At 58.5% G+C, this 25,339-nt stretch carries 26 protein-coding genes; all 26 read right to left on the reverse strand.

What is annotated here, in order from left to right:
* Window positions 1–11: 11 nt before the first annotated feature.
* The 26 genes from proS to fliQ all read right to left on the reverse strand — a co-directional run bounded on the left by proS (window position 12) and on the right by fliQ (window position 25,318).
* Entirely contained in the window at window positions 12–1,460 is a 1,449-nt protein-coding gene (gene proS, locus ACFOTD_RS00680; RefSeq protein ID WP_378114773.1) for a proline--tRNA ligase, read from the reverse strand.
* Window positions 1,461–1,491: 31 nt separating this feature from the next.
* Window positions 1,492–2,754, reverse strand: a complete 1,263-nt coding sequence (gene rseP / locus ACFOTD_RS00685) for an RIP metalloprotease RseP (protein ID WP_378114774.1) — start codon at window positions 2,752–2,754, stop codon at window positions 1,492–1,494.
* A gap of 96 nt (window positions 2,755–2,850) precedes the next feature.
* Window positions 2,851–3,999, reverse strand: coding sequence for a 1-deoxy-D-xylulose-5-phosphate reductoisomerase (locus tag ACFOTD_RS00690; RefSeq protein ID WP_378114775.1), 1,149 nt, complete (start codon window positions 3,997–3,999; stop codon window positions 2,851–2,853).
* 82 nt (window positions 4,000–4,081) lie between these two features.
* Window positions 4,082–4,924 carry a phosphatidate cytidylyltransferase gene (locus ACFOTD_RS00695; protein ID WP_378114776.1) on the reverse strand — a complete coding sequence of 281 codons (843 nt, stop codon included), beginning with the start codon at window positions 4,922–4,924 and terminating at the stop codon, window positions 4,082–4,084.
* The gene (locus ACFOTD_RS00700; RefSeq protein WP_378114777.1) at window positions 4,872–5,675 is read right to left on the reverse strand and encodes an undecaprenyl pyrophosphate synthase; all 804 of its coding nucleotides are present in this window, start codon (window positions 5,673–5,675) and stop codon (window positions 4,872–4,874) included. The genes ACFOTD_RS00695 and ACFOTD_RS00700 overlap by 53 nt, the downstream gene beginning before the upstream one ends.
* Before the next feature lie 133 nt (window positions 5,676–5,808).
* Window positions 5,809–6,363, reverse strand: coding sequence for a ribosome recycling factor (gene frr / locus ACFOTD_RS00705; protein ID WP_378114778.1), 555 nt, complete (start codon window positions 6,361–6,363; stop codon window positions 5,809–5,811).
* Window positions 6,364–7,092, reverse strand: a complete 729-nt coding sequence (gene pyrH / locus ACFOTD_RS00710) for a UMP kinase (RefSeq protein ID WP_378114779.1) — start codon at window positions 7,090–7,092, stop codon at window positions 6,364–6,366.
* 114 nt (window positions 7,093–7,206) lie between these two features.
* Complete coding sequence (tsf, locus tag ACFOTD_RS00715) at window positions 7,207–7,857, reverse strand: translation elongation factor Ts (protein ID WP_277535778.1); 651 nt, start codon at window positions 7,855–7,857, stop codon at window positions 7,207–7,209.
* Window positions 7,858–7,996: 139 nt separating this feature from the next.
* Window positions 7,997–8,695, reverse strand: coding sequence for a 30S ribosomal protein S2 (gene rpsB, locus ACFOTD_RS00720; RefSeq protein WP_090117358.1), 699 nt, complete (start codon window positions 8,693–8,695; stop codon window positions 7,997–7,999).
* A 212-nt stretch (window positions 8,696–8,907) separates the two neighbouring features.
* Window positions 8,908–9,507, reverse strand: a complete 600-nt coding sequence (locus ACFOTD_RS00725; RefSeq protein WP_378114780.1) for a hypothetical protein — start codon at window positions 9,505–9,507, stop codon at window positions 8,908–8,910.
* Complete coding sequence (locus ACFOTD_RS00730) at window positions 9,504–10,121, reverse strand: hypothetical protein (RefSeq protein WP_378114781.1); 618 nt, start codon at window positions 10,119–10,121, stop codon at window positions 9,504–9,506. Before ACFOTD_RS00730 ends, ACFOTD_RS00725 begins: the two co-directional genes overlap by 4 nt.
* A gap of 27 nt (window positions 10,122–10,148) precedes the next feature.
* A complete protein-coding gene (locus tag ACFOTD_RS00735) occupies window positions 10,149–10,478 on the reverse strand; it encodes a hypothetical protein (protein ID WP_378114782.1) in 330 nt (109 codons plus the stop codon).
* Window positions 10,479–10,499: 21 nt separating this feature from the next.
* Window positions 10,500–11,912 (reverse strand): FapA family protein, encoded by a 1,413-nt coding sequence (locus ACFOTD_RS00740; RefSeq protein WP_378114783.1) that lies wholly within the window; start codon window positions 11,910–11,912, stop codon window positions 10,500–10,502.
* A gap of 21 nt (window positions 11,913–11,933) precedes the next feature.
* Complete coding sequence (locus ACFOTD_RS00745; RefSeq protein ID WP_378114784.1) at window positions 11,934–12,719, reverse strand: FliA/WhiG family RNA polymerase sigma factor; 786 nt, start codon at window positions 12,717–12,719, stop codon at window positions 11,934–11,936.
* Window positions 12,720–12,735: 16 nt separating this feature from the next.
* Window positions 12,736–13,155: a hypothetical protein gene (locus tag ACFOTD_RS00750; protein WP_378114785.1), complete on the reverse strand. Its 420-nt coding sequence runs from the start codon at window positions 13,153–13,155 to the stop codon at window positions 12,736–12,738.
* 1 nt (window position 13,156) lies between these two features.
* On the reverse strand, window positions 13,157–13,651 hold the full coding sequence (locus ACFOTD_RS00755; RefSeq protein WP_378114786.1) for a chemotaxis protein CheD: 495 nt from the start codon (window positions 13,649–13,651) through the stop codon (window positions 13,157–13,159).
* Complete coding sequence (locus ACFOTD_RS00760; protein WP_378114787.1) at window positions 13,651–14,268, reverse strand: chemotaxis protein CheC; 618 nt, start codon at window positions 14,266–14,268, stop codon at window positions 13,651–13,653. Before ACFOTD_RS00760 ends, ACFOTD_RS00755 begins: the two co-directional genes overlap by 1 nt.
* Window positions 14,269–14,272: 4 nt before the next feature.
* Window positions 14,273–14,734, reverse strand: a complete 462-nt coding sequence (locus ACFOTD_RS00765) for a chemotaxis protein CheW (RefSeq protein ID WP_090117367.1) — start codon at window positions 14,732–14,734, stop codon at window positions 14,273–14,275.
* A 27-nt stretch (window positions 14,735–14,761) separates the two neighbouring features.
* On the reverse strand, window positions 14,762–16,852 hold the full coding sequence (locus tag ACFOTD_RS00770; protein ID WP_378114788.1) for a chemotaxis protein CheA: 2,091 nt from the start codon (window positions 16,850–16,852) through the stop codon (window positions 14,762–14,764).
* A 31-nt stretch (window positions 16,853–16,883) separates the two neighbouring features.
* The gene (locus ACFOTD_RS00775; RefSeq protein ID WP_378114789.1) at window positions 16,884–18,545 is read right to left on the reverse strand and encodes a chemotaxis protein CheB; all 1,662 of its coding nucleotides are present in this window, start codon (window positions 18,543–18,545) and stop codon (window positions 16,884–16,886) included.
* 37 nt (window positions 18,546–18,582) lie between these two features.
* The gene (locus tag ACFOTD_RS00780) at window positions 18,583–19,449 is read right to left on the reverse strand and encodes a MinD/ParA family protein (protein WP_378114790.1); all 867 of its coding nucleotides are present in this window, start codon (window positions 19,447–19,449) and stop codon (window positions 18,583–18,585) included.
* Window positions 19,442–21,046, reverse strand: coding sequence for a flagellar biosynthesis protein FlhF (locus ACFOTD_RS00785; protein WP_378114791.1), 1,605 nt, complete (start codon window positions 21,044–21,046; stop codon window positions 19,442–19,444). The genes ACFOTD_RS00780 and ACFOTD_RS00785 overlap by 8 nt, the downstream gene beginning before the upstream one ends.
* Window positions 21,043–23,076: a flagellar biosynthesis protein FlhA gene (gene flhA, locus ACFOTD_RS00790; RefSeq protein WP_378114792.1), complete on the reverse strand. Its 2,034-nt coding sequence runs from the start codon at window positions 23,074–23,076 to the stop codon at window positions 21,043–21,045. The genes ACFOTD_RS00785 and flhA overlap by 4 nt, the downstream gene beginning before the upstream one ends.
* A 48-nt stretch (window positions 23,077–23,124) precedes the next feature.
* On the reverse strand, window positions 23,125–24,243 hold the full coding sequence (gene flhB / locus ACFOTD_RS00795) for a flagellar biosynthesis protein FlhB (RefSeq protein ID WP_378114793.1): 1,119 nt from the start codon (window positions 24,241–24,243) through the stop codon (window positions 23,125–23,127).
* Window positions 24,244–24,258: 15 nt separating this feature from the next.
* Window positions 24,259–25,047: a flagellar biosynthetic protein FliR gene (gene fliR, locus ACFOTD_RS00800; RefSeq protein ID WP_378114794.1), complete on the reverse strand. Its 789-nt coding sequence runs from the start codon at window positions 25,045–25,047 to the stop codon at window positions 24,259–24,261.
* Window position 25,048: 1 nt separating this feature from the next.
* On the reverse strand, window positions 25,049–25,318 hold the full coding sequence (gene fliQ, locus ACFOTD_RS00805; protein ID WP_282909079.1) for a flagellar biosynthesis protein FliQ: 270 nt from the start codon (window positions 25,316–25,318) through the stop codon (window positions 25,049–25,051).
* Window positions 25,319–25,339 lie beyond the last annotated feature (21 nt).

A 25,339-nucleotide genomic window follows, 5' to 3' on the forward strand; every position in this document is an offset into this window, starting at 1 on the left:
CACGGTTATTTTTAATACGCTCTGGCAAAGACGACCGTATGCGCGGCAGGCTTGCCGCAGCAAAGGCAAACGCTCTTGGTCGTCTGCGGCTCGAACGGAATGTTGCGGCTCGTCGCGCCGGTCTCTTCCTTCACCTTGCTCTCGCAAGCGTCGTCGCCGCACCAGCCGGCGTATGCGAAGCCGCGCTTCTCTTCGAAAGCGGCCTTGAGCTGGTCAAGCGTCTCGACATCGAACAGGTGCGACTCGCGGAATTCAAGCGCGCGATCGTACATCTGTACGTGCACGTCCTCGAGCATCTCCGCTACGGATGCCGCCAGATTGTCGAGCGGCACCTGCTTTTTCTCGCCCGTCACGCGGGACACGAGCACGCAGACGCCGTTCTCCAGATCGCGCGGGCCAAGCTCAAGACGAATCGGAATGCCGCGCATTTCGTATTCGTTGAACTTCCAGCCCGGCGACACGTCGGAACGGTCGTCGACGCGTACGCGAATGCCGGCGGCCTTCAGCTGCGCGAACAATTCGTCCGTTTTGGCGATGACCGTCTCGCGCGTCTTGGGCGGGCCGATCGGGATCATGATCACCTGCGTCGGCGCGACCTTAGGCGGCAATACGAGGCCGCGGTCGTCGCCATGCACCATGATCAGCGCGCCGATCAAACGCGTGCTCACGCCCCAGGAGGTCGTATGGCAATACTCCTGTGTGTTCTCCCGGCTCAAATACTTGATGTCGAACGCGACGGCGAACTTGGTGCCAAGGTAATGCGAGGTGCCTGCCTGAACGGCGCGGCCGTCCTTCATCATCGCCTCGATGGAATACGTGTCGACGGCGCCTGCGAAGCGCTCGGACGGCGTCTTCTGTCCCTTGATGACCGGGATGGCGAGCACGCTTTGTACGAAATCCGTATACACGTCCAGCATCTGCATCGTCTCGCGGCGGGCGTCCGCCTCGTCCTCGTGCGCCGTATGTCCTTCCTGCCACAGAAACTCGCTCGTCCGCAAAAACGGCATCGTGCGCTTTTCCCAACGGAATACGTTCGCCCACTGGTTAATGAGCAGCGGCAGATCGCGGTAGGAATTGATCCACTTGGCGTACATGTGCCCGAACATCGTCTCCGACGTCGGACGCACGGCCAATCTCTCCTCCAGAATCTCTCCGCCGGCCTCCGTCACCATCGGCAGCTCGGGGTTAAAGCCCTCGACATGCTCTTTTTCCTTCTGGAAAAAGCTCTCCGGGATGAGCAGCGGGAAATAGGCGTTGCGGTGGCCCGTCTCCTTGAAGCGGCGGTCCAGATCGCGCTGGATATTTTCCCACAGCTCGTAGCCTTCCGGCCGGAAGACGATACAGCCGCGTACCGGCGAATAGTCCATCAGCTCGGCTTTTTTGATGACGTCGATATACCAGCGGCTGAAGTCCTCGGCCTGCGGCGTTATTTCCGTTACGAACCCTTTATCCTTCGACATAAGCTCCCCTACCCTTAAAAACGTCTGAAATTCAGCCTTTGACCAACCTGATAATATCGTTGTAAGTGACGACGACCATGAGCAGCATCAGCGCCGCGAAGCCGATAAAGTGCACGAGGCTCTCGCGGTTCGGATCGACCGGGCGGCCCCGGATCGCCTCGATGCCGATGAAAAGCAGGCGGCTGCCGTCGAGCGCCGGGATCGGCAGAAGGTTAAAAATGCCGAGATACAGGCTCAAAATCGCGCCCCACCAGGTCAGCTGCGTCACGCCTTGCTTGGCGATCTCCACGGTTACCTGCGCCGTTCCGACCGGCCCGTTGAGTTCTTCAAGCTTGACCTCGCCGAAAATAATTTTGCGGAAGCCCTCGAAAATTTTCTTCGTGCTGTCCACCATCGCATGGCCGGCCAGCGAGAAGGTCTCTCCGAAGGCCGGGTGACGCATCTCCGGCGCCATGACGATGCCCACCTTGCCTGTGTCCGCGTTCGGCGTCACCGTTATTTTCACTTGCTGACCGTCGCGGTTCACGATCCAGTCCATCGGCTTGCCGGCGCTGCCCGTAATCGCCTGGGACAGCTTTTGGCTATCCCCTTCGACAGGGGTGCCGTTAACAGAGACGACTAAGTCGCCCTTCTGCAGGCCGGCTGCTTTTGCCGCCCCGTCGGCCGTCACTTCGTTGATGAAAATTTTCGTATTGGGCTCTACCGCGACGCCGTACGATTGGAAAAAGACTGCGAACAATACGAATGCCAAAATAAAGTTCATCAGCGGTCCGGCGAAAATCGTCATCGCCTTCTTGCCTGCCGAGGCACTGCCGAACTGACGGTCCAGCGGCGCGATCTGCGTGTCTCTGCCCTTCGCGACGATGAGCGCCTGCGGGTGCACGTCATAACGCTGCACATCGCCGTCCACGTCCAGCGTCAGGTATAGATGGCGCTCCAGATCGATCGCCGTAACTTCGCCGCGCAAGATTTGCGTCCGCTCGTCAAGCCGGTCCAAATAAATCCGCGTTACCTTGTCGTCCTTGATCCGGACGCCTACCGTATGTCCCGCCTGCACCTCGACGACCTCGGGATCTTCTCCCGCCATTCGTACGAAGCCGCCGATCGGCAGCAGCCGCAGCGTGAACCGGCTCTCTCCGCGCTTGATCGAGAACAGCTTCGGGCCGAACCCGATCGCAAACTCCCGCACCAGCACGCCGGCCCGCTTGGCAAAATAAAAGTGTCCGAACTCGTGAATCGAGACGAGCACAAAAAAGACGAGAACCGTTAGAAAAACAACCTGTACCATTTCCATGCAAGTTACCCTCCGTCCGCCCTAACGGCTGTCCTTAGATTAACATTATTCGCCGAGGCGATACAAGAGAATACGGGTCTTGCGAAAGGTCGGTTGCTATTTGCGCCACCCGGCCGCCTCGTCGCGCGCCCGGCCGTCCGCGAAGGCGATCTCCTCGAGGCTCGGCTCCGCTGTCGTCTCGTGCGCGGCGAGCGCCGTTGCGATAATCTCTTCGATTGCGAGAAACGGAATCTCGCGATTCAGGAAGCGGGCCACCGCGACCTCGTTCGCCGCGTTGAATACGGTCGGGGCGGTCCCTCCCGCTCTCCCCGCCTCGTAAGCCATTCTAAGGCATGGGTACCTTTCAAAATCCATGTCCTTAAAATGCAGCGTGCCTGCGCGCAGCAGATCAAGCGGAGACGCGGGCGACGGACGGCGCTCCGGGTAGGTGAGCGCGTATTGGATCGGCACCCGCATGTCCGGGTTGCCGAGCTGCGCCATGACGCTCGTGTCGACGAATTCGACCATCGAGTGCACGATGCTCTCGGGATGCAGCATAACGTCGATCCGGTCGTACGGGAGATCGAACAGCCAGTGCGCCTCGATCACTTCGAGCCCTTTGTTCGCCATCGTCGCCGAATCGATCGTAATCTTCGCGCCCATCGACCAATTGGGATGCTTCAGCGCGTCCTCGACCGTCACGCCGGCGAGCTCGCTGCGGGCGCGGTCGCGGAAGCTGCCGCCGGAAGCGGTAATGACGAGGCGCCGGATCGTACCGCGTTCCTCGCCGTTCAGACACTGGAAGATCGCGGAATGCTCGCTGTCGATGGGAAGCAGCGGTACGCCGCGCTCGGCGGCTCTGCGCATCACGATATGCCCGGCCGTAACCAGCGTCTCCTTATTCGCCAAGCCGATCGTCGCGCCGGCATCGATGGCGGCCAATGTCGACTTCAAGCCGAGACTGCCGAGGAGCGCGCAAACGACATAGTCCGCATCGGCGCCTGCCGCTGCTTCGATCAAACCCTCTTCGCCCCATGCGAGCTTCGTGCCGGCCGGCAGGTCTCCCCTGATCTTGTCGGCCAGCGCCTTCGAGCCGATCGATACAAGCCTTGGCCTGAAGCGATGGGCTTGTTCGAGCAGCTGCTCGTGTCTCGTACCGGCCGCCAGGCTGACGACCTCGTACGCGTCCGGTTCCCGCGAGATAACGTCCAGCGTCTGGGTGCCTATCGAACCGGTGCTGCCGAGCACCGCCACCTTTTTTCTCAAGCCGTTCCCTCCGTTATGTATGGCTGTGCTGCAACAGTTGTCCGTTCATAGAATGAGCGGAGCACGCGAACATGCTTAACATTCAGATCAGTCCAAGCAAATGAACGAGCGGAAATACGATCAGCCAGCTGTCCGTGCGGTCGAGCACGCCGCCGTGTCCGGGAAGCAGGTTGCCCGAGTCCTTCACGCCGCGCAGCCTTTTGTAAGCGGATTGAATCAAATCGCCGAGCTGACCGGCGACGGCGGCGGCAAGCGCGACAGCGAGCGCCGTTCCGAAATCGATCCAGTCCGGCCATACGACGGCGAATACGACGGATACAAGCAAGGCGATGACCAAGCCGCCAAGCGCACCTTCGACCGTCTTGTTCGGACTGATCGACGGCCACAGCTTCGTCCGACCGATCGCCTTGCCGACAAAGTAAGCGCCGGCGTCCGAAGCCCAGATGCAAAAAAAGACGAGCAGCGGCCAGAATACGCCGTGCGGCATCTCGCGGGTCAACGCCATGTAGCGAAATCCGAGTCCGATATAAAAAGCGCCGACGAATAGCAGCGCCGATTGATCGAGCGTAATTCTGTTCTTGCTAAAAACGGTCGCCGACAGCAGCACGAACATCAGCACCCAGGAAACCGCCTCCGCGCTTGGCGTCGCCCAACCGAACGGCAAATGCGGCAGGGCAAGCACGAGCGTAGCCGCAAAGCCGCAGAGCACGTCAAGACGGCTCGCCGGCAGCTTGTTGAGCTTGACGAATTCATGGTACCCGATAAGCGCGAGCGCCGCGAGCATGAGCGAATAATACCATCCGCCCAGTCCTAGCAACGCTAAGAAAGCGGCGCCGGCGACGACGCCCGTCACGATCCGTTGCCCCATCGCCTTAGATCCCTCCGTAACGGCGTGCGCGCCGTTGGTATTCGCGAATCGCCTCATGGAGATGCGCCTCCGAAAATTCCGGCCAATAGACGTCCGTAAACCAAAATTCGCTGTAGGCAAGCTGCCACAGCATAAAATTGCTAAGACGCAGCTCTCCGCTGGTGCGGATGAGCAGATCCGGATCCGGAAGGTCTCCGCTCAGAAGCGACTGCTGGAACGTTTGCTCGTCGATCTCATCCGGCGATAATTCGCCCGCAGCCGCGCGCTTCGCGATCGTTCTGGCCGCCTCTACGATCTCCATCCGGCTCCCGTAGTTCAGCGCGAAATTCAGGACGAGTCCCGTGTTGTTCGCCGTGCGGCGCACCGCCTCTTCGATCGCGTCAAGCGTAAAGTCGGGCAGCAAGTCCCGCACGCCCATCATTTTCACTTGCACGTTGTTGCGGATCAAATCTTCGAGCTCGATCGACAGAAACTCCTGCGGCAGCTTCATCAGAAAGTCGACCTCGGCCTTGGGCCGCTTCCAGTTTTCCGTAGAAAACGCGTACATCGTCAAAAACTCTACGCCAAGTCGATCTGCGGCTTGAGTAATGCGCTTGACGGCCTTCATGCCGCTATGGTGTCCCGCCACCCGCGGCAGTCCGCGGGCTTTGGCCCAGCGTCCGTTGCCGTCCATGATGATGGCCACGTGCCGGGGAATTCGGCCTTCTTTCAGCAAATCCTCGGACGCCTGGGACTGCGAGCCTCCTGCCCGCCCTTGCCCGCCGTCCTCCTTTTTGCCGAAAAGACCGCCTAAGAATCGATTGCTCATGGCTGTTCCCCCTGGTTTTGCGACCATTAAATAACCCCACTGAGTGGGGCGTTGCGGAGCTTGGATCCACTGCGATGCGGGGATCCCCGAAAATTCAAACGAACCCCACCTTTCGGAGGGGCCGCTCGAATGCTTAAACTTCCATGATTTCTTTTTCTTTGGCGGCCAGGATCTTGTCCACCTCGGCGACGAAGCGATCCGTCGACTTCTGGATATCGTCCTGATGGCGGCGGGACTCGTCTTCGGAAATCTCGCCTTTTTCCTTTTTCTTGATGTCGTCGTTCGCGTCGCGGCGAATGTTGCGGATGGCAACCTTCGCTTCTTCGCCGAATTTTTTGGTCGACTTGACGAGGTCGGCGCGGCGCTCTTCGGTCAGCGGCGGGATATTCAGCCGGATGATCGTGCCGTCGTTCGCTGGAGTCAGGCCGATGTCGGACTTCAAGATCGCTTTTTCGATCGCGGCCAACGCCGATTTGTCCCAAGGCTGAATGATCAGCGTGCGGGAATCCGGCGTGTTAATCGTGCCGAGCTGGTTGACCGGCGTAAGCGCGCCGTAATATTCGGCTTGGACGCGGTCGAGCATCGCGCCTGATGCGCGTCCGGCACGCAGCGTAGACAAGTCGCGGCGCAGTGCGGCCAGCGCTTTGTCCATTCGTTCTTCTGCATTTTTCTTGATCGTTTGAGGCACTTAATTCACGCTCCCCTTGACGATTGTTCCGATTTTCTCGCCCAGCACCGCGCGCTTGATGTTGCCCGGCTCGGTAATGGCGAAGACGAGAAGCGGGATATTATTGTCCATGCACAGCGAGGACGCCGTCGAATCCATGACGCCCAGATTTTTGTTAAGTACGTCGAGATACGTCAGCTGCTCGTACTTTTCCGCCGTCGGATCCTTGAACGGATCGGCGCTGTATACGCCGTCGACCTTGTTCTTGGCCATCAGGATGACTTCGGCTTCGATCTCGGCAGCCCGCAGCGCGGCCGTCGTATCGGTCGAGAAAAACGGATTGCCCGTTCCCGAGGCGAAAATGACGACGCGTCCCTTTTCGAGGTGGCGAATCGCCCGGCGGCGAATGTACGGCTCTGCGATTTGCTGCATGGCAATGGAGGATTGTACGCGAGTCGGCACATCGATCTGTTCCAGCGCGTCCTGCAAGGCAAGCGAATTCATCACCGTCGCCAGCATCCCCATGTAGTCGGCCGTCGCGCGGTCAATGCCCTTCTGGCTGCCGGAGATGCCGCGCCAGATGTTGCCGCCTCCGCATACGATGGCGACTTCTACGCCGAGCGCTACGACTTCTTTGATTTGTTCGGCGATCGAGATGATCGTCGTCGCGTCGATCCCGTAACCGGTCGATCCCGACAACGACTCTCCGCTTACCTTCAACACCACGCGTTTGTAGACGGGTCGATTCAACGTTAGTACCTCCACCTGGTCGATTTCTGTGCGGGAAGCACCCTTCCCGGCATTACTGAACGGATAAGCGCTCTTTAAAAAAGGGAACACCGCGTGTCCCCCCTGGCATTCCGATTAAACTTTGACTTGCGCCATAACTTCTTCGACGAAGTTATCTTGCTTCTTTTCGAGACCTTCGCCGAGTTCGAAACGAACGAAGCGACGGATGGAGATTTGCTCTCCGATCGTGGAGATCTTCTCGTTGAGCAGCGTTTGGATCGTCTTGTCCGGATCCTTGACGAACGATTGCTCGAGCAGCACGTTTTCTTCGTAGTACTTGTTCAGGCGGCCTTCGACGATCTTTTCGACGATTTTCTCCGGCTTGCCTTCGTTCAGCGCCTGGTTGCGAAGAATCTCGGCTTCCTTGTCCAGGTCGGCTTGTTGCACTTCTTCGCGGCGAACGACCAGCGGGTTGGCTGCCGCGATATGCATCGCAATGTCGCGTACCAGTTCCTTGAATTGATCCGTCATGGCGACGAAGTCGGTCTCGCAGTTGACTTCGACAAGTACGCCGATGCGGCCTGCGCCGTGGATGTAAGATTCTACGCGGCCTTCGGTAGCGATGCGGTCGCCCTTCTTGGCTGCTGCTGCAAGTCCCTTCTCGCGAAGCAGGTCGGCTGCTTTGGCGATGTCGCCGCCGGCTTCCTCGAGCGCCTTTTTGCAATCCAACATGCCTGCTCCCGTTCTTTCGCGGAGCGCTTTTACGTCTGCTGCGTTAACTGCCATGGGATTCCCTCCTGGTATGTGGCCGCCGGACGCAACTCGCGCGGACGGCTATCGATTGGTTTATGTTTTCAAAAAAAGGGCGGTGAGAAGGTTCTCTTCTGACCACCCTTGACCTCGCAATGCTGTAAGAACCGGATACTTAGGCGGTCGTTTCTTCGCCTTGGCGGGATTCGACGATGGCATCGGCCATCTTGCTCGTCAGCAGCTTAACGGCGCGGATCGCGTCGTCGTTGCCCGGAATGACGTAGTCGATCTCGTCCGGATCGCAGTTCGTGTCGACGATGCCGACGATCGGGATACCCAGCTTGCGGGCTTCGGCGACGGCGATGCGTTCTTTGCGCGGATCGATGATGAACAGCGCGTCAGGCAGTCTGCGCATATGCTTGATGCCGCCGAGGAACTTCTCGAGACGCTCTTTTTCCTTGCGAAGGATGATAACTTCCTTCTTAGGCAACACTTCGAACGTGCCGTCCTGCTCCCACTTGTCGAGCTGGTGCAGACGATCCGTACGCTTTTGAATCGTGGAGAAGTTGGTCAGCGTGCCGCCGAGCCAACGTTGGTTGATATAGAATTGGCCGCTGCGCTCCGCTTCTTCCTTCACGGAATCTTGCGCTTGCTTCTTCGTGCCGACGAACAGCATCGTGCCGCCTTGCTCGCCGAGCTGGCGAACGAAGTTGTACGCTTCGTCGACTTTCTTGACCGTTTTTTGCAGGTCGATGATGTAGATGCCGTTCCGTTCGGTAAAGATGTACTTGTCCATCTTCGGGTTCCAGCGACGCGTTTGGTGACCGAAGTGTACGCCAGCTTCGAGAAGCTGCTTCATCGAAATAACTGCCATTTTAACTTGCACCTCCGTATGGTTTTGGATCGTGAATCTCCTCCGCCGGTTCGCGCTTCCCGTCAGAACTTCGCTTATGCGAAGCACCGCTGACGGAATTGAACGGCGTGCGTTTTTTCACACCGTTTAACAATATAACATATGGATGCCCGGCTTGCAACACAAGCCGGGCATCCGTTCGGAGGCCGCCTTGAGGACGATGACCGGCCGTATTATTTATTTTTGTCGCGAAGCAGCTCCGCGATAATCCCGTCGTACGTTATTTCGCCTTCGAATACGCTGAGTCCGACTCGCATTTTGCCGCTATAAGGCTTGGCAGCCTTGACGAAAGCCGTCTTGTCCCGAATGACGCCGAGCGCCTTCAAGCCGGTCGCGACTTTGTCGAGCGAGTCCCCGGCCGCGACATACAAACCAAGACGCGTCTCTGGGCCGGATCCCGCCGCCTTGGTTGCCGAGGCGCTTGGCGCAGGAGAACTCGAGGGCACGGGGGTAGTTGTGGGAGCGGGCGTGCCCGCCGGCGCCGCCGTCCCGCCGTCAGCTTGTCCCGGCTTACTCCCCTTAACCGCAAGCGCGTCCTCCTTAGCCTTGGCAGCGGCCGCATCCAGCTGCGCCTGCGTATACATCGGCTCGCTTAGCTTGTACATGCCGTAGCCGTTTCCCTCGGCTTGTTCCTGAAGCTGGACGACCGTAAGCGGCTCCGGCAGCGCAGCGCCGGAACTAAGCCCCTGACCGTAGGTCATGAGCTGGAGCAGGGCGGCGCCGGCCATCAGCCCGACGCCGAAGCCGACCAGCAGCGCGCGGCGCTTGTTCATGGCCGGTTCACCTCCCGCTTGGCGAGCTGCAAAACAAGCTGCACTTCGCCTTTATTCATGTTCATCGCCTTGGCTACCTGCTCTACCGAGCGCCCCCGCTCGTATAGCTCCAGCAGTTCTGCATAGCGCTCGCGGATCGCTGGCGGCCTGTCCGCAGGACCACTGGCAATATCCGCTGCAGTTGTTGCGGCCATGTCGATCGCCTCGTCTTGACGCGGACTGCTCCCGGCTTCCTTGATGTATGCTGCCGATAACCTTTCGGATCGGGCTTCTGCAGCGGCCGGCGGCTGCGCCGGCAATCGAACGTGCTCGCTCGCCGCAGCCGGCTCCTCGCGACCGTAAGCGTCCGATTTCCGGTAAGCGGCAGATTCCTCCATCTGAAGCTCCAGATCCCGAATGCGCCGGCCAAGACGGCTCACCGTGTCGTCCTGCTCCCGTTTGAAAGCCGCGACGGCGTCCACGAGCTCTTTATTTTCCGTCTCCAGGTCCTCGAGCAGCCTGTCATACGCTTCTTCATTTACGATTGCGGCCGACTGCGCCTTAGGTTCAGGCTTCAGCCAGCCGTAACCCGCAATTGCAGCCCCGGCGATTACGAGCGTAACCCACGGCTCCATGTCCAATGCACTCTCACCTTCCCGATGCTATAGCGACAGGTCGATATGATGTCCTTTATAGGGATGTTCGGCCGCATGCGTCTCCGTTTGTTCGTTCTCGTTCTCGTCCGACCGCTTTTTTTTCGCGAAAGGTCTCTTTTGACGGCTTTCCTTGGGATCGTCGTCTTCCGAGATCGATTTGTGCCCGGTGCCTTCCGACTTGGCATTCCTCTTGGCATCGCGCTCGGCCAGCTTCTGGGCCTGAACGCCAAGCGCGGCCTGGTCGGTAGACTGGCGAAGCTGCTGGGCAGCCTGCAGCGGCGTCAGTTCGATGGAACGGGGAATCGAGGTTTGCACGTCGATCGGCTTGTAGCTCACGGCCGTTCGCCTCCTGTCGCGTTATAAAAGCGTCGCCATCGCAATCTCGCCTTCGGCGTAGCGGAAAGTCACCCGCTTGGCGCTGTCCTTGACGAAGCGCGTGTAACGGCCGATGACGATTTTCGTGCCGCCGTATACCGTATGTAGTACGTTGACCCTCGCCTGATCCGTGTCCTCAAGCGAGCGTTCGATCTCTAGAATGTTCGCTTTGGCCGTCTTGAGCTCCTCGGTCACCTGCCTGCGCGTCGAATTGAGCTTGATCCGCATCGCCAGCCGATCCGCCGATAACTGCCCGGCAGCCGCCAGCTGATCGAGCAGCACAAGCGCTTTTTCCGTCTTGTCCAGACTTTCGGACAATTGGCGCACTTGCTGGCGAAGCTCTCCGAGTTCTTGCCGCAGCTCAGGCTTCAAACCGACCTCGATGGAGGTGACCGTGGACATCGAATTGCCGATCGTGCGAGCCACGACCAGATCGCCGGCTTGCATCAAGCCGCCCACGACCAAGCCTTTGGCGCCTTCGCAGCGAATGCTCCTGGCCGCCCGGATGTTCGAATGCATGATGCTCTGCGACACCAGGATGTCCTGGCCCGCCGACACGTTGCTTTCCTGTACGAACGAGCACTTCACGTCGACGCCCGCCTTGACGTGACCCTTGCCCGAGCCGATAATGCCGCCCGAGATCTCGATCGAGCCGTCCGATTCCAGCTCCGCTCCCTCAACGCCGCCGGTGACCCGGATGTCGCCGGAGGCGCGTACGCGGAAGCCCGTCAGCACGTTGCCGCGAATGACGACAGTGCCCACAAAATCGATGTTGCCCGTATGGTAATCGATATCTCCGTTAACCTCGTAGACGGGAAAGACATTCAGCTTGTCTTTGTCCGTCCATGTGACGAGTCCGTCCATCGCGGCATACATGGCCGTCTTGTCCGGATTGACGACGACGTTTTTGCCGACCTTGAAGCTCGCTTCTTTGCCCTCTTTGGGCATGACGGCGTCGCCCGTTACCGCAATGCCCTCCGTTCCGGGAAGCGGGGGCACCCGCGTTGCGATCAGTTGGCCCGTTTTGACGTTGGGCAGCTGCCTCATCTCTCTGTAATCGACGCTGCCGTCCTCGCGCTCGGCCGGCCTTTTCGCCTGGCCCTGGTCCTCGAACAATACTTTGACATAACCGTTGACGCCCTGGACCGGCTGCAAGCCGGAAGCCACGACGTTATCGTTGTAAAAAAACGCTTTCGGATTGTCGGCGATCTGAATCAACAAGTCTTGCCGAATGCCGTATCGAACGCCTGCGGACGCGAGCAGCGCCTCGAGCTGCCAGACGTTCACGCTTTTCGCGTCCTCGGTCGGCTTGATCAGTAGCTGAGCCGCCATGCGGTCTTCCGATATTTTAACCTGATAGACCTGGTCGATCGCGAACGCCTCTTCCCCTTTCATTATAAATCCCCCTTTCCCGTTTTATTTTTGAAGCAGCTGGTCCTTATGCTTGCCGAGCGCGCCGCGCAGCCGCAGAATCGCTTTGGAATGAAGCTGGGAAATGCGGGACGGCGACAACGACATCACTTCGGCAATCTCGCTGAGCGACAGATCCTCGTAGTAGAACAGAGACACGACCGTGCGCTCCTTCGGCGTGAGCTTGTCGATGCCGGACGCAAGAGAGTCTCTGAGATATGTCTCGTGCACCTTCGATTCCGGGCTCTGGGCCTTGTCGTCCACGAGCAGCGACATCCGCGTCTCGGCATCTTCCTCGCGGATAGGCTCTTCTAGCGAACCGACCGTTGCGACCGCAACCTCCTGAAGCATCTGCTGGAATTCCCTGTCCGTTATATTTAAGTAGCTGCATATTTCCTCGTCTGTGGCGGAGCGTAAATTGCGCTGCTCGAGGACGGCGTATGCATCTTCCATTTTTTTCGCTTTGTCCCGAACGGACCGCGGCACCCAGTCGCCCTGGCGCAGCCCGTCGATGATCGATCCGCGAATTCGCCAAGAGGCATAGGTCTCGAACTGCAGCCCCCGCAGATGATCGAATTTTTCGATAGCGTCGATCAGGCCCATGGACCCGTTGCTGACCAGATCGTCCTTGGATACGTTTTTGGGCAATCCCGCAGCCATGCGGCTGGATACGTAATCGACGAGCGGAATGTACTTTTCGATCAAGCCCTTTTTAGCTTCGGTGTCGCCTTCTTCCTTCCAGCGGCACCACAGGTCGTAATGGGACAGCTTGGAACTCTTGGGTTCTGCCATCGCTGCATCACCTTCCTTAATCGTCGTTCAGGCGCCGGATCGCCTGTGCGACTTGTTCCGGATTCGACTCGTCGATCGAGACGAGTCTTGGGGGCTTCAGCGGCTCGAAGCTGGCGGATTGCTGCTCTTCATTGCCCGTCCATTGTTCCCGCATCAGGCGGGAAAGCGATTCGTCGTCTTCGGCCGGCGTCGTCATGTCCAGAACGATTCCTCGCTCTTCTTCTTCCCGCTCCTTGTCACCGCCAAGCGTTTTGGCGGGCTGCAGCAGCTGCTGCAGGACGAGGCGGACGAACAGGCCGAGCAAGCCAAAAGCTAGAAATCCGTACAAGCCTCGCACAAGCGAAGTGAGCGGCGGATTGCTGGACGAGGAGATCAAGAATATCAAAACGGCCCCGAAAAACGCGAACCCTAAATTCCATCGCCATGGCACGCTCATTTCAAATCTCCTTTACCCCGTTCTGCACGCTTCGGATCGTTAAAATTCCGCTCGCGCTGCTGAATTCGATCGTCCTCCCGAAATTGCCTCCCGTATCCTCGGCGATAACGGGAATATCGTACGAGGCGAGGGCCAGCTTCGTGGACTCCACGTTGCGGGGACCGATGCGCATGCTGTCGCTGCCGCTCGCGAATGCGAACATCTGAGCGCCGCCCGCGAGCTTCGCGACAAGGCGCCTCATGTTGGCGCCGCCGGCCTTCAGCCTGGACAACAGCTCGGGAATGGCCGTATCCGCGTACTTCGCGACATTGAGCTGTCCTTCCCGCGCGATATCCGAGCTCGGAAGCATGATGTGCGCCATGCCGGCTATGCCGAGATTCGCGTCGTGAAGCGTCAGTCCGACGCAGGAGCCCAGGCCTGTCGTCTTGAGCGAGTCTCCGCCCGAGGCGACGTTCAAGTCCGCCATTCCGATTTTCACGATGATGACTTCTTTCATTAGATAGGCACTCCTAGCGCGCGGAACAAGCGCTCGAACGACTCTGGATCGGGAATAAAGAAAAAATGCCCCTCCGCCCGACGGTCGTCCTCCAAAAATGTCGTATCGATAAGCAGCGCTTCGTCGCCCATCGTGCCGAATTGAACCAACCCATAGCTCAGGATCGCGCCGGCCATATCGACGGCGATCGCAGGCACCGTCGGCGACAAGGGCAAGCCCGTCAGATCGGCGAGAGACGACAGATACGAGCCGGCCAGGATATTGCCGATCTCGCTGAGGGCCGACATCTCCATCTCCGTATAATCGGGACCTTCCGAGAGCTCGAAGTGTAACAGGCCTTGCAGCAGCAAGCGCGCCTGATTCTGGCTCATCAGAAAAAACATATTGCCCGGCGCCTCGCCTTCCACGCGAAGGAAGATGGCGACCACGACCTCTTCGGCGCCGCCGACGCGGTCGGCGATATCCTCGAAGGGAATAAAGCTTACTTTGGGGACGGCCATGTCGATCGGCTTGTCGAGCAGACGGGAGAGCGCCGTAGCCGCATGTCCCGCCCCGATGTTGCCGACTTCGCGAAGCACGTCCATTTTGAATTCGGCGTTATGGCTGAACAGTTCCATGCCGTTAAGCTCCGAACTGTTCGAGCTGGATGATCTCCGACCGGTTGAGGACTTCGGACAGATTCAGAAGAATAAGCAATCGGTTTTCGCCGAACTTTGCCACGCCGCTCAGGTATTTGGCCTTGATGCCGCCGACGACTTCAGGCGGGTTCTCGACCATGTCCGTATTCAGGTCGATAACGTCGTTCGCCGAATCGACGATAAATCCGACTTCAAGCTCGTTCGCCGCGACGATGATGATCCGCGAGTTTTCCGTCGGTTCGGATTCGGGAAGTCCGAATCGGCTGCGCAGGTCGATGACCGGCACGACGACGCCGCGCAGATTGATGACGCCTTTAACGAAAACCGGCGTCTTCGGCACGCGCGTAACCGGCGTCATGCGTTCGATCGTCCGCACTTTGTCAACCTCGATGCCGTATTCCTCGTGAGCGAGCGTAAAAACGATAACCTTAAAATCTTCTGCCATGACAGCATCCTCCTCGGATAGGAACGATTATTTGATGAGCGCGTTCGGATCTACGATCAGCGCGACTTGCCCGTCGCCCAAAATCGTCGCTCCGGAGATGACGTCCAGGTTCGTCAGATACTTGCCGAGCGTTTTCAGCACGATCTCGCTTTGTCCGATCAGCTCGTCCACCAGTACGGCGGCAAGCTTCTCGCCCTTGCGGATGACGAGCATCTCCGTCTCCTGCTCGTTTTCCTCGGAGTAATCCGGCGAGTCCAGCACCGCCGCCAGGGATAACACCGGTATGATCGACTTGCGGTATTCGATGACCTTCGCGCCGTGCAGATCTCGTATCGCGCTGCGCTGCACGATGCCCGTCTCGACGATGGAGGTAAGCGGAACCGCGAACTTCTCCGAGCCGAGCTTGACCAGCATGGCCGTAATGATCGACAGCGTGAGCGGCAGCTGAATCGACCACTTCGATCCTTGCCCTGCCTTGGAGGTGACCGATACGACGCCGCCGAGCGATTCGATCTTCGATCTGACCACGTCGAGGCCGACGCCGCGTCCGGATATGTCCGAAATCTTGTCCGCCGTGCTGAAGCCCGGTGCGAAGAGAAGCATATTGATCTCGTCGTCGCTCAGCTTTTTGGCTTCATCCGGAGAGACAATGCCCTTTTTGACGGCGATGTCGAGTACCTTCGGCTGGTTGATGCCGCGCCCGTCGTCCTCGATCTCGATGAAGACATGGTTGCCGCTGTGAAACGCCCTCAGGTTGACGACGCCCGTCTCGGATTTGCCTGCCTCGATCCGGCCTTCGATCGTCTCGACGCCGTGGTCGACGGAGTTGCGGATCAGATGCACGAGCGGGTCTCCGATCTCGTCGATGACCGTCCGGTCCAGCTCCGTCTCTGCGCCCGTGATGACCAGGTCAAGCTTTTTGCCGAGCGACTTGGCCAAATCCCGCACCATCCGCGGGAAACGGTTGAACACGCTATCCACCGGAACCATCCGCAGCTTCAGGACGATATTTTGGAGGTCGCTGCTAACGCGCGCCATATGCTCGACCGTCTCGGTCAGGTCGTTACGCCGCACCTCGCTGGCAAGCTGCTCGAGCCTGACGCGGTCGATCAGCAGCTCGCTGAACAGGTTCATCAGCGAGTCGAGCCGTTCGATATCGACGCGGATCGTCTTATTCGCGACAGGCGCCGCTGCCGGCGCCCTCGCGGGCGCTTCGGGGGCGGCCGGCTTGGCTGCCCCAGTCGCCGCAGGAGGCGGGGTCGCCGTCGCCGTCGCGGCCGCTTGCTGCGCGGCCTCCTGGATTTGCTGCTCCGCGCTCCGCGTCTCGTCAAGCTCGCTTAAGCTCTCGAGATCGAGCGGAATGATACTGACCGAATCGAGCTCGGAGATTTTGTCGAGCGTGTCCTGCAGTTCCTTTTGCGGAATACGGGAGATGTAATAAACGGAAAACTGATGGCCGAATTGCTCCTGCTCGATATCCTGTACCGACGGATGCGACTTGACGAGCTCTCCATTGCGCTCTAGCGCATCGAATACCATGTAGGCGCGCACGCCTTTAAGCAGGCAATCCTCGCGAATGGTAACCTCGATATGAAAAGCTGGACTTCCGTTTTCGATCGACTGCCTGAGCACCGACAGCTGGAATTGGTCGAGCAGAAGATGCGTAGCCACCATCGCAAGCTCGGAAGCGCCGCCTGCGGCAGCCGCCTGGCCTGCTGCTGCCGCGGGCGCGGCGGGCTCGCCTTTTACGATCTGCTTGAGCTGCGCCACGAGCTCCTTGACGTCCGCGCTGCCGCTGCCCCCGCCGACGACATCCTGCACCATGCCTTCAAGCGAATCCAGGCACTTGAAAAGCGTATCGAAAATGTGTCCGTTCATTTTCAGCTTGTCGTTGCGCACCAAGTCGAGCACGTTCTCCATCTCGTGCGTCAGCGAGGCGAGATCCTCGAAGCCCATCGAAGCCGACATGCCCTTAAGCGTATGGGCAGATCGGAAGATAATCTGAACGATGCTGATATCCTCGGGCTGCTGCTCGAGACGCAGCATGTTTTCGTTAAGCGACTGCAGATGCTCGTTCGCTTCGTCGATAAAAATGGACAAGTACTGATTCATTTCCACTGGGCGTCACCTCCTGAATGGCACAACTGCTTTAAAGCTGTTTCGCTTTTGGCTTTTCAACCGCTTTGACCAACTCGGGGGCGATACGCTGCAGCGGCAGAGCCGTTTGCGCCGCGCCGTTTTCCATCGCCGAACGGGGCATGCCGTACACGACGCAAGTTTCTTCCGCTTCGGCGATCAGCGTTGCCGCCCCGTCCTCGCGCAGCGTCTTCATGGCCCTGGCCCCGTCGCTTCCCATTCCTGTCATGAGGACCGCGTGGCGCCGCAGCTCGCTTCGTCCGACCAGCGAACCGAACATGACGTCGACCGAGGGGCGATGGCCGCTGACCGGGTCTTCTTCGGTAAGTCCGATCTTGTAGCCGCCGCCGGCGTCTCTGATGAGCTTCAGATGTTTGCCCCCCGGCGCAAGGTAAGCTTGTCCGGGCAGCACCCGGTCGCCGTCCGCGGCCTCGCGCACTTCGATCGCCGAGCACGAATCGAGACGCTGCGCAAGGGAATGCGTAAACTTGGGCGGCATGTGCTGCACGATCAGGATCGGCGCGGGAAACGAGGCCGGGATCGCCGACAGCACTTCGTGCAGCGCCCGCGGACCTCCGGTCGACGTGCCGATCGCGACGATGTCGGTGAACGAATCCGACTGCCGAGGAGCCGGCTGAAAAGGCATCGGCTTCGGCTTGTCCGGCTGCGGAGCTTGAATCGCCGGGTCGGACGCAGCCGGCTTCGCCGATTTCGACGGCTTGGATGCAGGCGAGCCTTGATCTGCGAACGTTTTTCCGGTCAAATCCGTTTTCTCGGACCGGCGGCGATTGGGATCGGACTGCTCGCCTGCTGACGCTGGGGTCTGCTTCGGAATCGTCCGCCGTGCGGGCGGAAGCTCCTGCGCGGGCTTGTCGGTCGCCCTCGGCCGCTCTAGAGCTGCCGCAGCTTCCTTTTTCGCGGCGGCGATGCCGGAGAGGCGAGGCTTCGGCGTCAAGCCGGCATGGTCCGCCGGACGCTTAAGCGGATCGCGGCCAAGGTTGCTCTGTGGCGCAGGTTGCGACTTTCGATTTTCGCCTCCAAGAGGAGAAGTTTCTCCGTCTTTCGCCTGAGCTTGATCTTTAGCTTCAGAATCAGCTTCTGTTACCGCCTCAATTACAGCATCAACTGCGGCTTCCGCCGCATTTCCCTGCTGCTCGGCGTCGTTAAACGTCGGGGCCGGCGCAACCTTAGCCTCGGAATCCGCTTCAGCTTGAAGCACCATCGCCTCGGCGCCTTCCTCCGTCATCCGCCGCAGCCTCAGTTCGCCCGAGGCCAGCAGTTCTTTTGCGATGTGCAATTTTTCGAGCAGCATCTCGCCCATCTGCGAAACGTCGAGCTTCAAAGCGCCGTCGGGTTTGCGTACGAAATCGAATGCCCCATACTGCAGCGCGCGTATCGTATCCCGCGTCCCCCTGTCCGTTACCGCCGACATCATGATGACCGGCGTCGGGCATTCGGCCATAATACGTTTGAGCGCTTCAAGCCCGTTCATCTTCGGCATTTCCAGATCCATAACCGCGATATCCGGACGCAGCTCCCGGATCTGCCGCACGGCCTCTGCTCCGTCTGCAGCGGTCCCCACGACCTCGAAGGCGGCGTCGCCGGCAACCAGGTCTCCGACTAATTTCCTCATGAAAGGGGAATCGTCAACGACCAGCACCTTAAATGCCATCATGCTTTCTCGTCCCCTTTCGGTCTTGTCGTTCGGTCCGTCAGCTCCACAGCTTGCGAACGCGCTGGAGAAACCCTTTAATGTTCGTTTGAACGGAAGTTTTCCGGCTTTCGTTTAAATATTCGGCGGCGATATCGTCAATTCCTTTGGACGCAGGACAATCGGGGTATAAATATGACAATGCCGTCTGTTTTTTGACGGCTTTCGACACATGCGCATCGTCCGGAACGAAGCCTAGCAGCGGGATTTCCAGCGACAAGTAGGTTCGGGCGACCTGCCGGATATTATCGGAGGTCTGAAGTCCCTCCCGGTTGTCGCCGACCCGGTTGATCACGAGCCGAAATTCGGCCTCTTGCCCCATTGTCTTGACCATCTTCATGAGCGCGTAAGCATCGGTGATGGATGTCGGCTCCGGCGTCGTCACGACGATGGTCTCGTCCGCCGCCTGGATGAAGCGAAGCGTTTCCTTGGACAATCCGGCCCCCGTATCGAACAGTACGTAATCGACTTCGCCGTAAAGCTTGGCGATCTCCGAAGCGAAGTACTCCAGCTCCTCGTCGCTCAGACGGATCAAGTCCTTGAAGCCGGAGCCTCCCGCGATGAATCGCAGGCCCCCCGGTCCCTCCTGGATGATCTCCCAGATCGACTTGTCCCGCTTGAGCAAATGAAAGAGATTGTAGGCTGCAGGCGTGCCAAGCAGCACGTCGATGTTCCCCATTCCGATGTCGGCATCGAACAACAGGACGCTGTGGCCCCTCTTTTGCAGCGCCAGCGCGAAATTCAAGCTGAAGTTGGATTTTCCGACGCCTCCCTTGCCGCTCGTCACCGTCAAAATCCGCGTTTGCTTGGCATAGTCGAGGTCGCGCGCCGATACCATGTGCCGCAGCGCTTCCGCTTGGTCACGCATGGGCCGGCGCTCCTTCCAACAGCTTGGCCGCGAGCCACGCCGGATCGAACGATCGGATGTCGTCTGGAACCGTCTGACCGAAAGTGACGTAAGGAATGCTAAATCCGAACTCGCGCACGAGATTCAGGATCGCTCCGTAAGATTCGGTCTCGTCCATCTTGGTAAGCAGCAGCCGGGATACGCCGTACTTGACGAATTGGGCGGACACCTGTCTCATGTCCTGGTATTTGTGTGTCAGGCTGAGGACCAGAATCTTCTCGGCCTCTTGACCCGGCGAGAGCAAGCTGTTGACCTCGGAAACGTATAGCTCGTTGCGGTAATTTCTGCCGGCCGTATCCATCAGCAGCAGGTCGCGGTCTTCGAGCTTTTTATAAGCCCTGGCCAGTTCCGAAGGAGAAAAGACGACCTCGAGCGGCACGTTCAGAATGTCCGCGTACGTACGCAATTGGTCGACGGCAGCGATTCTGTACGTATCCGCCGTAATAAAGCCGACGGTGCGGCGTCTGGACAGCGCCTGTTCGGCACCGAGCTTGGCGATCGTCGTCGTCTTGCCCACGCCTGTCGGCCCGACGAAATGTACGATATGCGTGTCCGGCGCGATGCCTTCGTCTTGAGCAGGCGCCAGCCAAGCTAGAAGCAGCGCCTGCGCCTCGTGCAGAGCCATCAGCTCGAGGTCGAAATCCGTATCTTCGCCCTCTCTATCCTCTTCCCGCTCCTTGAGCTTCATTGAAACAGCGGCGGCGAATTCTTCGACATATACCGGTTCCACGCCTTGCTGCGCCAGCAAGCGGCTAAGGCGCAGCACGGGCTCCGGCATGCGCTGAGGAGCCGGCTCGCGGCCGGCTTGCTGCCGCAGCAGATCCTTCATCGCTCTAAGCTCGGCCAGCAGCTCGGCCGTCTCGCCAGGCGCAGCCGCTTGCGGCTGCGGAGCCGGTATCGCCGGCGCGCTCGAAGGAATCGGTTCGGCGACTCGCAATGCCTGCGTCGGTTGAGTCGCCTCGGGCTGCGGCGCATCTGGCGCGGTACGATCCGACGCACCGAGGGCGCGCGCGGATGCGAGCGCTCGGCTCATCGCTTCGTCGAAGCTCGCCTGCGAGGCCGAGCGTTCGTCCTTCAATTCGGAATGCGGAATTGACCGCCCCTGGACTTCGCCAGCTTCGCGTAGCAGCGTTACGGCAGCCTCGGCAGCGGCGGAGGTCTGCTGCCGCTCCGAAGGCGGCGCGGATCCGACCGACGAGCCCCCTCCGTAGCGCTGTCGAATCGCGCTGGCGGGAAGCGGCTGCGGCGCCTGTTCGCCGGCGCCAAGCGCCGGATTCGCATTCGAAACCGGTTCCGCCCCTTGCATCGCCGGATTCGGCTGTTTTTTGGCGGCTTCCGCCTGGGGACGCAAGATCGGCTTGGCCGACGGACGCGCCTGCGGCTTGGCGGACTCGTCCACCGCAGCGATTACTTCCATCCTTTTTTTGCGAAACATGCCAAGAAACCCGCCTGTGCGGATTTCTTTGGTGTTCAGGATGACGGCATCGGACCCGAGCTCGCTTCTGATTTGTTGAACGGCCTGCGGCAAATCATCCACTAAGTATCGTTTGACCTTCATGCATTCACCACCCCGACGCTTTGTACTTCGATATTGGGCTCAAGCTCGCTATAGGAGAGCACGGGAATGTCTTGCAGGCTGCGCTCGATCAATTGACGCATGTACATCCGAATGTTCGGAGACGTCAGGATAATCGGCTGTTGACCGGCTTGGAGCGTCTTGTTGATCTGCTCGCTCAAGCGGTTGTAGATCGCTTGCGTCGACGAAGGCTCCATCGCCAGGTAGCTGCCCTGGTCCGATTGCTGAACGGATTCGGCAATTCGTTTCTCGACGCCGGGACTGATCGTAATCACGCGCAGCGGCTCGCTCGGATTGGCGTATTGCTGCGTGATCTGTCTGGATAGCGCTTGTCTGACGTATTCGGTCAGCACGTCCGGATCCTTCGTATACTTGCCGTAATCGGCCAGCGTCTCGAAGATCGTAACGAGATCCCTAATCGAGATTTTCTCCTTAAGCAGCTTGGCGAGCACCTTCTGGATGTCTCCGACCGTAAGGATGTTCGGCACCAGCTCTTCCACGAGCGTCGCATAGCTCTCGCGCACGCTGTCGACGAGCGATTTGGTCTCCTGGCGGCCGAGCAGCTCGTGCGCATAACGCTTGATGACTTCGGTCAGGTGGGTGGCGACGACCGAAGGCGGATCGACGACGGTGTAACCGGACAGCTCCGCGCGTTCCTTGGTCGCTTCGTCGATCCAAAGCGCCGGCAGTCCGAACGCAGGTTCCTTGGTCGCGATCCCCGTGATCGAATCGTCCTCGAAGCCCGGGCTCATCGCAAGGTAATGGTGCAGCAGCAATTCGCCGCGCGCGACCGTGTTGCCTTTCATCTTGATGACATACTCGTTGGGCTTAAGCTGGATGTTGTCGCGTATACGGATGACCGGCACGATCAGTCCAAGCTCCAGCGCGCATTGCCTGCGAATCAGGATAATCCGGTCGAGCAGGTCTCCCCCCTGCGACGTGTCGGCCAGCGGGATGAGGCCGTAGCCGAATTCGAATTCGATCGGGTCGACCTGCAGCAGGCTGATGACGCTCTCCGGGCTGCGTACCTCCTCGATTTCCTTTTCCTCGACGAGCTGCTCCTCGGCTTGCTGCCTTTTGGCATTGTTCAATTGCATGCGGTACGCGGCAATGCCGAGGATGAGCGCATAAGGAAGGGTCGCGATCGGTCCGATCGGCGTCGCGATGCCCAGCAATACGATCGTGCCTGCCACGATATACAGCAGCTTCGGATATCTGAACAGCTGTTTGGTCAGGTCAGCAGCCATATTGCCTTCGGACGCGGCCCGGGTAACGATGATCCCCGTCGCGGTACTGATAAGCAGCGCGGGAATCTGGCTGACGAGACCGTCGCCGATGCTCAGGATCGAGTACGTGCTAAGCGCTTCGCCGATCGGCATGCCGTGCACGGCCATCCCGATGATGAAGCCGCCGATCAGGTTGACCGTCACGATAATGATACTCGCGATCGCGTCCCCTTTGACGAATTTGCTCGCACCGTCCATCGCGCCGTAAAAGTCCGCTTCCTTTTCGATCTTTTCGCGACGTTCTCTCGCCTGCGTTTCGTTGATCAAGCCGGCATTCAAGTCGGCATCGATACTCATCTGCTTGCCCGGCATCGCATCGAGCGTAAAGCGCGCGGCGACTTCGGCGACGCGTTCAGAGCCTTTGGTGATAACGATAAATTGAACGATGACGAGGATCAAAAACACGATAAAGCCGATCGCAAGTTCGCCGCCGGCGACGAAGCTGCCGAACGTGGCCACGACCTTGCCCGCGTCGTGCTCCGACAGGATGAGACGCGTGGTCGATACGTTCAGCGCCAGTCTGAACAATGTCGTAATCAGGAGCAATGTCGGGAAGATGGAGAAATGCAAGGCATCCGTCGTATTCATGGCGATAAGCAAAATCATGAGCGCCGCCGAAATATTGACGATAAGCAGCAGGTCGAGCAAATGCGTAGGGATCGGGACGACCATCATCAGGACGATGCCGATGATGCCGACCAAAATGCTGATGTCCCGAATTTTCAAAAGTCTTCCCTCCCGGCTTCTCTTATCCCGCGCGGCGGCAGGCATACATTAAACATTGCGGCGTCCCTTGAGCCTATATACGTAAGCCAGCACCTCCGCTACAGCTTGGAACAGGTCTGCGGGGACGGTGTCCCCGATCTCTGCCTGTTGGAAGAGCGCGCGTGCAAGCGGCTTGTTTTCCATCGTTATGACGCCGTTGTCCTTGGCGATTTGCTTGATCCGAAGGGCCATGTAATCCTGGCCTTTGGCGATGATTCTCGGCGCATCCATGCGCGTGGCATCGTACTGGAGCGCCACAGCGAAGTGAGTCGGGTTCGTAATGATGACATCGGCCTTCGGAACTTCCTGCATCATCCGCATCATAGCCATGCGGCGCTGCTTTTCTTTGATTTTTCCTTTTATGAACGGATCGCCTTCCGAGTTTTTATGCTCGTCTTTAATATCCTGCTTGCTCATTTTCAAGCTTTTCTCGTATTCGTATTTCTGGTAGAAGTAATCTCCGAAAGCCAAAATCGCCAAGGCGACGCCAACGAGAAGACCTACTCTAACCATAAGACCGGCCACGTAAGAAAGCGTTTGCTCGATCGGCACGTACGCCAGCGACATGATTTTTTCTCTTTCGCCCCAGATGATCATATAGACGATAACGCCTACGATAATCAACTTGAGCGAGCTTTTCAGAAACTCCATGACGGACCGGAGTCCGAAGATGTTTTTTAAGCCGGAAAGCGGATTGAGCTTGCTGAACTTGGGCTGCAGCGGCTTGGGAGTAAACAACCAACCGATCTGAACGTAATTTGCGGCGAGCGCGACCAGCACGGTCACAATCAAGATCGGCGCGAGAATGAGCAGCAATTGCAGCGTATAGCTCGTGAACAACCCCATGACGTTGGCGTCGTTCACTTCCATCGACAACTGCCTTCGGAAGATGTCACCGAACAACGCGAATATTTTCTCGTGAAAATAAGGGCCGAGCGCCATCATGACACTGATCGTCGCCACTAATATAAATGCGCTTGCGATCTCCGGGCTTTTGGCGACTTGGCCTTTTTCGCGGGCATCCGAACGCTTTTTCGGCGTTCCTCTCTCCGTCTTTTCGCCGGCAAAGCGCTGAAGATCCATCCGCAAACGATTGGCGGTCAACGCGTTCTCTCCTTCACGGCTCATGTTACCGCCGCCGGATTATGTGGTCTTCATGATGACGAACAGCTTCTCCAGCGAATCGAACATGCGATCGAACACGATCTGAAATATCGTAGTGAATCCCGGCATCAACAAAATTAACAATGCCAAGCCTATCAAGATCTTGAGCGGAATGCCGATAACAAAAACATTGTATTGCGGAGCGGTACGTGCCAGCAGTCCAAGTCCGAAGTCGGTAAGAAACATCGCCACGACGATCGGCGTCGAGATCTGGAGCGCGAGCAAAAAAGTGTCCGCGAACGTACGCACCAAAAATTCCGTTAATCGCCCTTCCCCGACACCGCTAAACAGATCATTGTTCAGAGGCAGCCATTTATAGCTGTTCATAATGGCGCCGAGCAAATAGTGATGTCCGTTAATCGATAGAAACACCAGGATCATCATCATGTACTTCAGATTGCCGAACAGCGGCGCCGATACCCCCGATACGGGATCCAGAATATTGGCAATGCCGAGTCCCATCTGAATATCGATCAGCGTGCCGGCCGTTTGAATCAGGGTGAAAAACAATGAAGCCGTATAACCGATCACGAGTCCCGCCAATATTTCTTTGAATATCGAGAAAATATAAGTCGCGTCGGTTGGAACCCCCTGGTCGAAACCAACGGTCAAAAATACCAACAGCGCGATAAACACGCTGATGCCCGCTTTGAAGGGACCTGGAATGTTCCGCGAAGAAAACACGGGCGCGACGACAATAAAAGCCGAAATCCGACACAACACGAGCATGTAGGCAGGCACAACCTGCATGATGGCTTCGGTCGTCATATCATCCGATGTAGTTGGCCAGATTGCCTAAAAGGTGGCTCGTAAAATCGACCATCGTATTCAAAATCCATGGACCGAAAATGAGAATCGCCAAAAAGACGGCTACGATTTTCGGTATAAATGCAAGCGTCTGCTCTTGAATCTGCGTGGTCGCCTGAAATATACTGACGAGCAATCCGACTACGAGGCCGATGACCAGCATAGGCGCGCTTACCTTAAGAACGGTAAACAGCGCTTGGCCCGCCAGGCCGATTACGAATTCTGCGCTCAACTGCGATCTCTTCCCTTCTAG

The organism is Cohnella sp. GCM10012308 (assembly GCF_042649185.1).
Lineage (GTDB): Bacteria > Bacillota > Bacilli > Paenibacillales > Paenibacillaceae > Cohnella.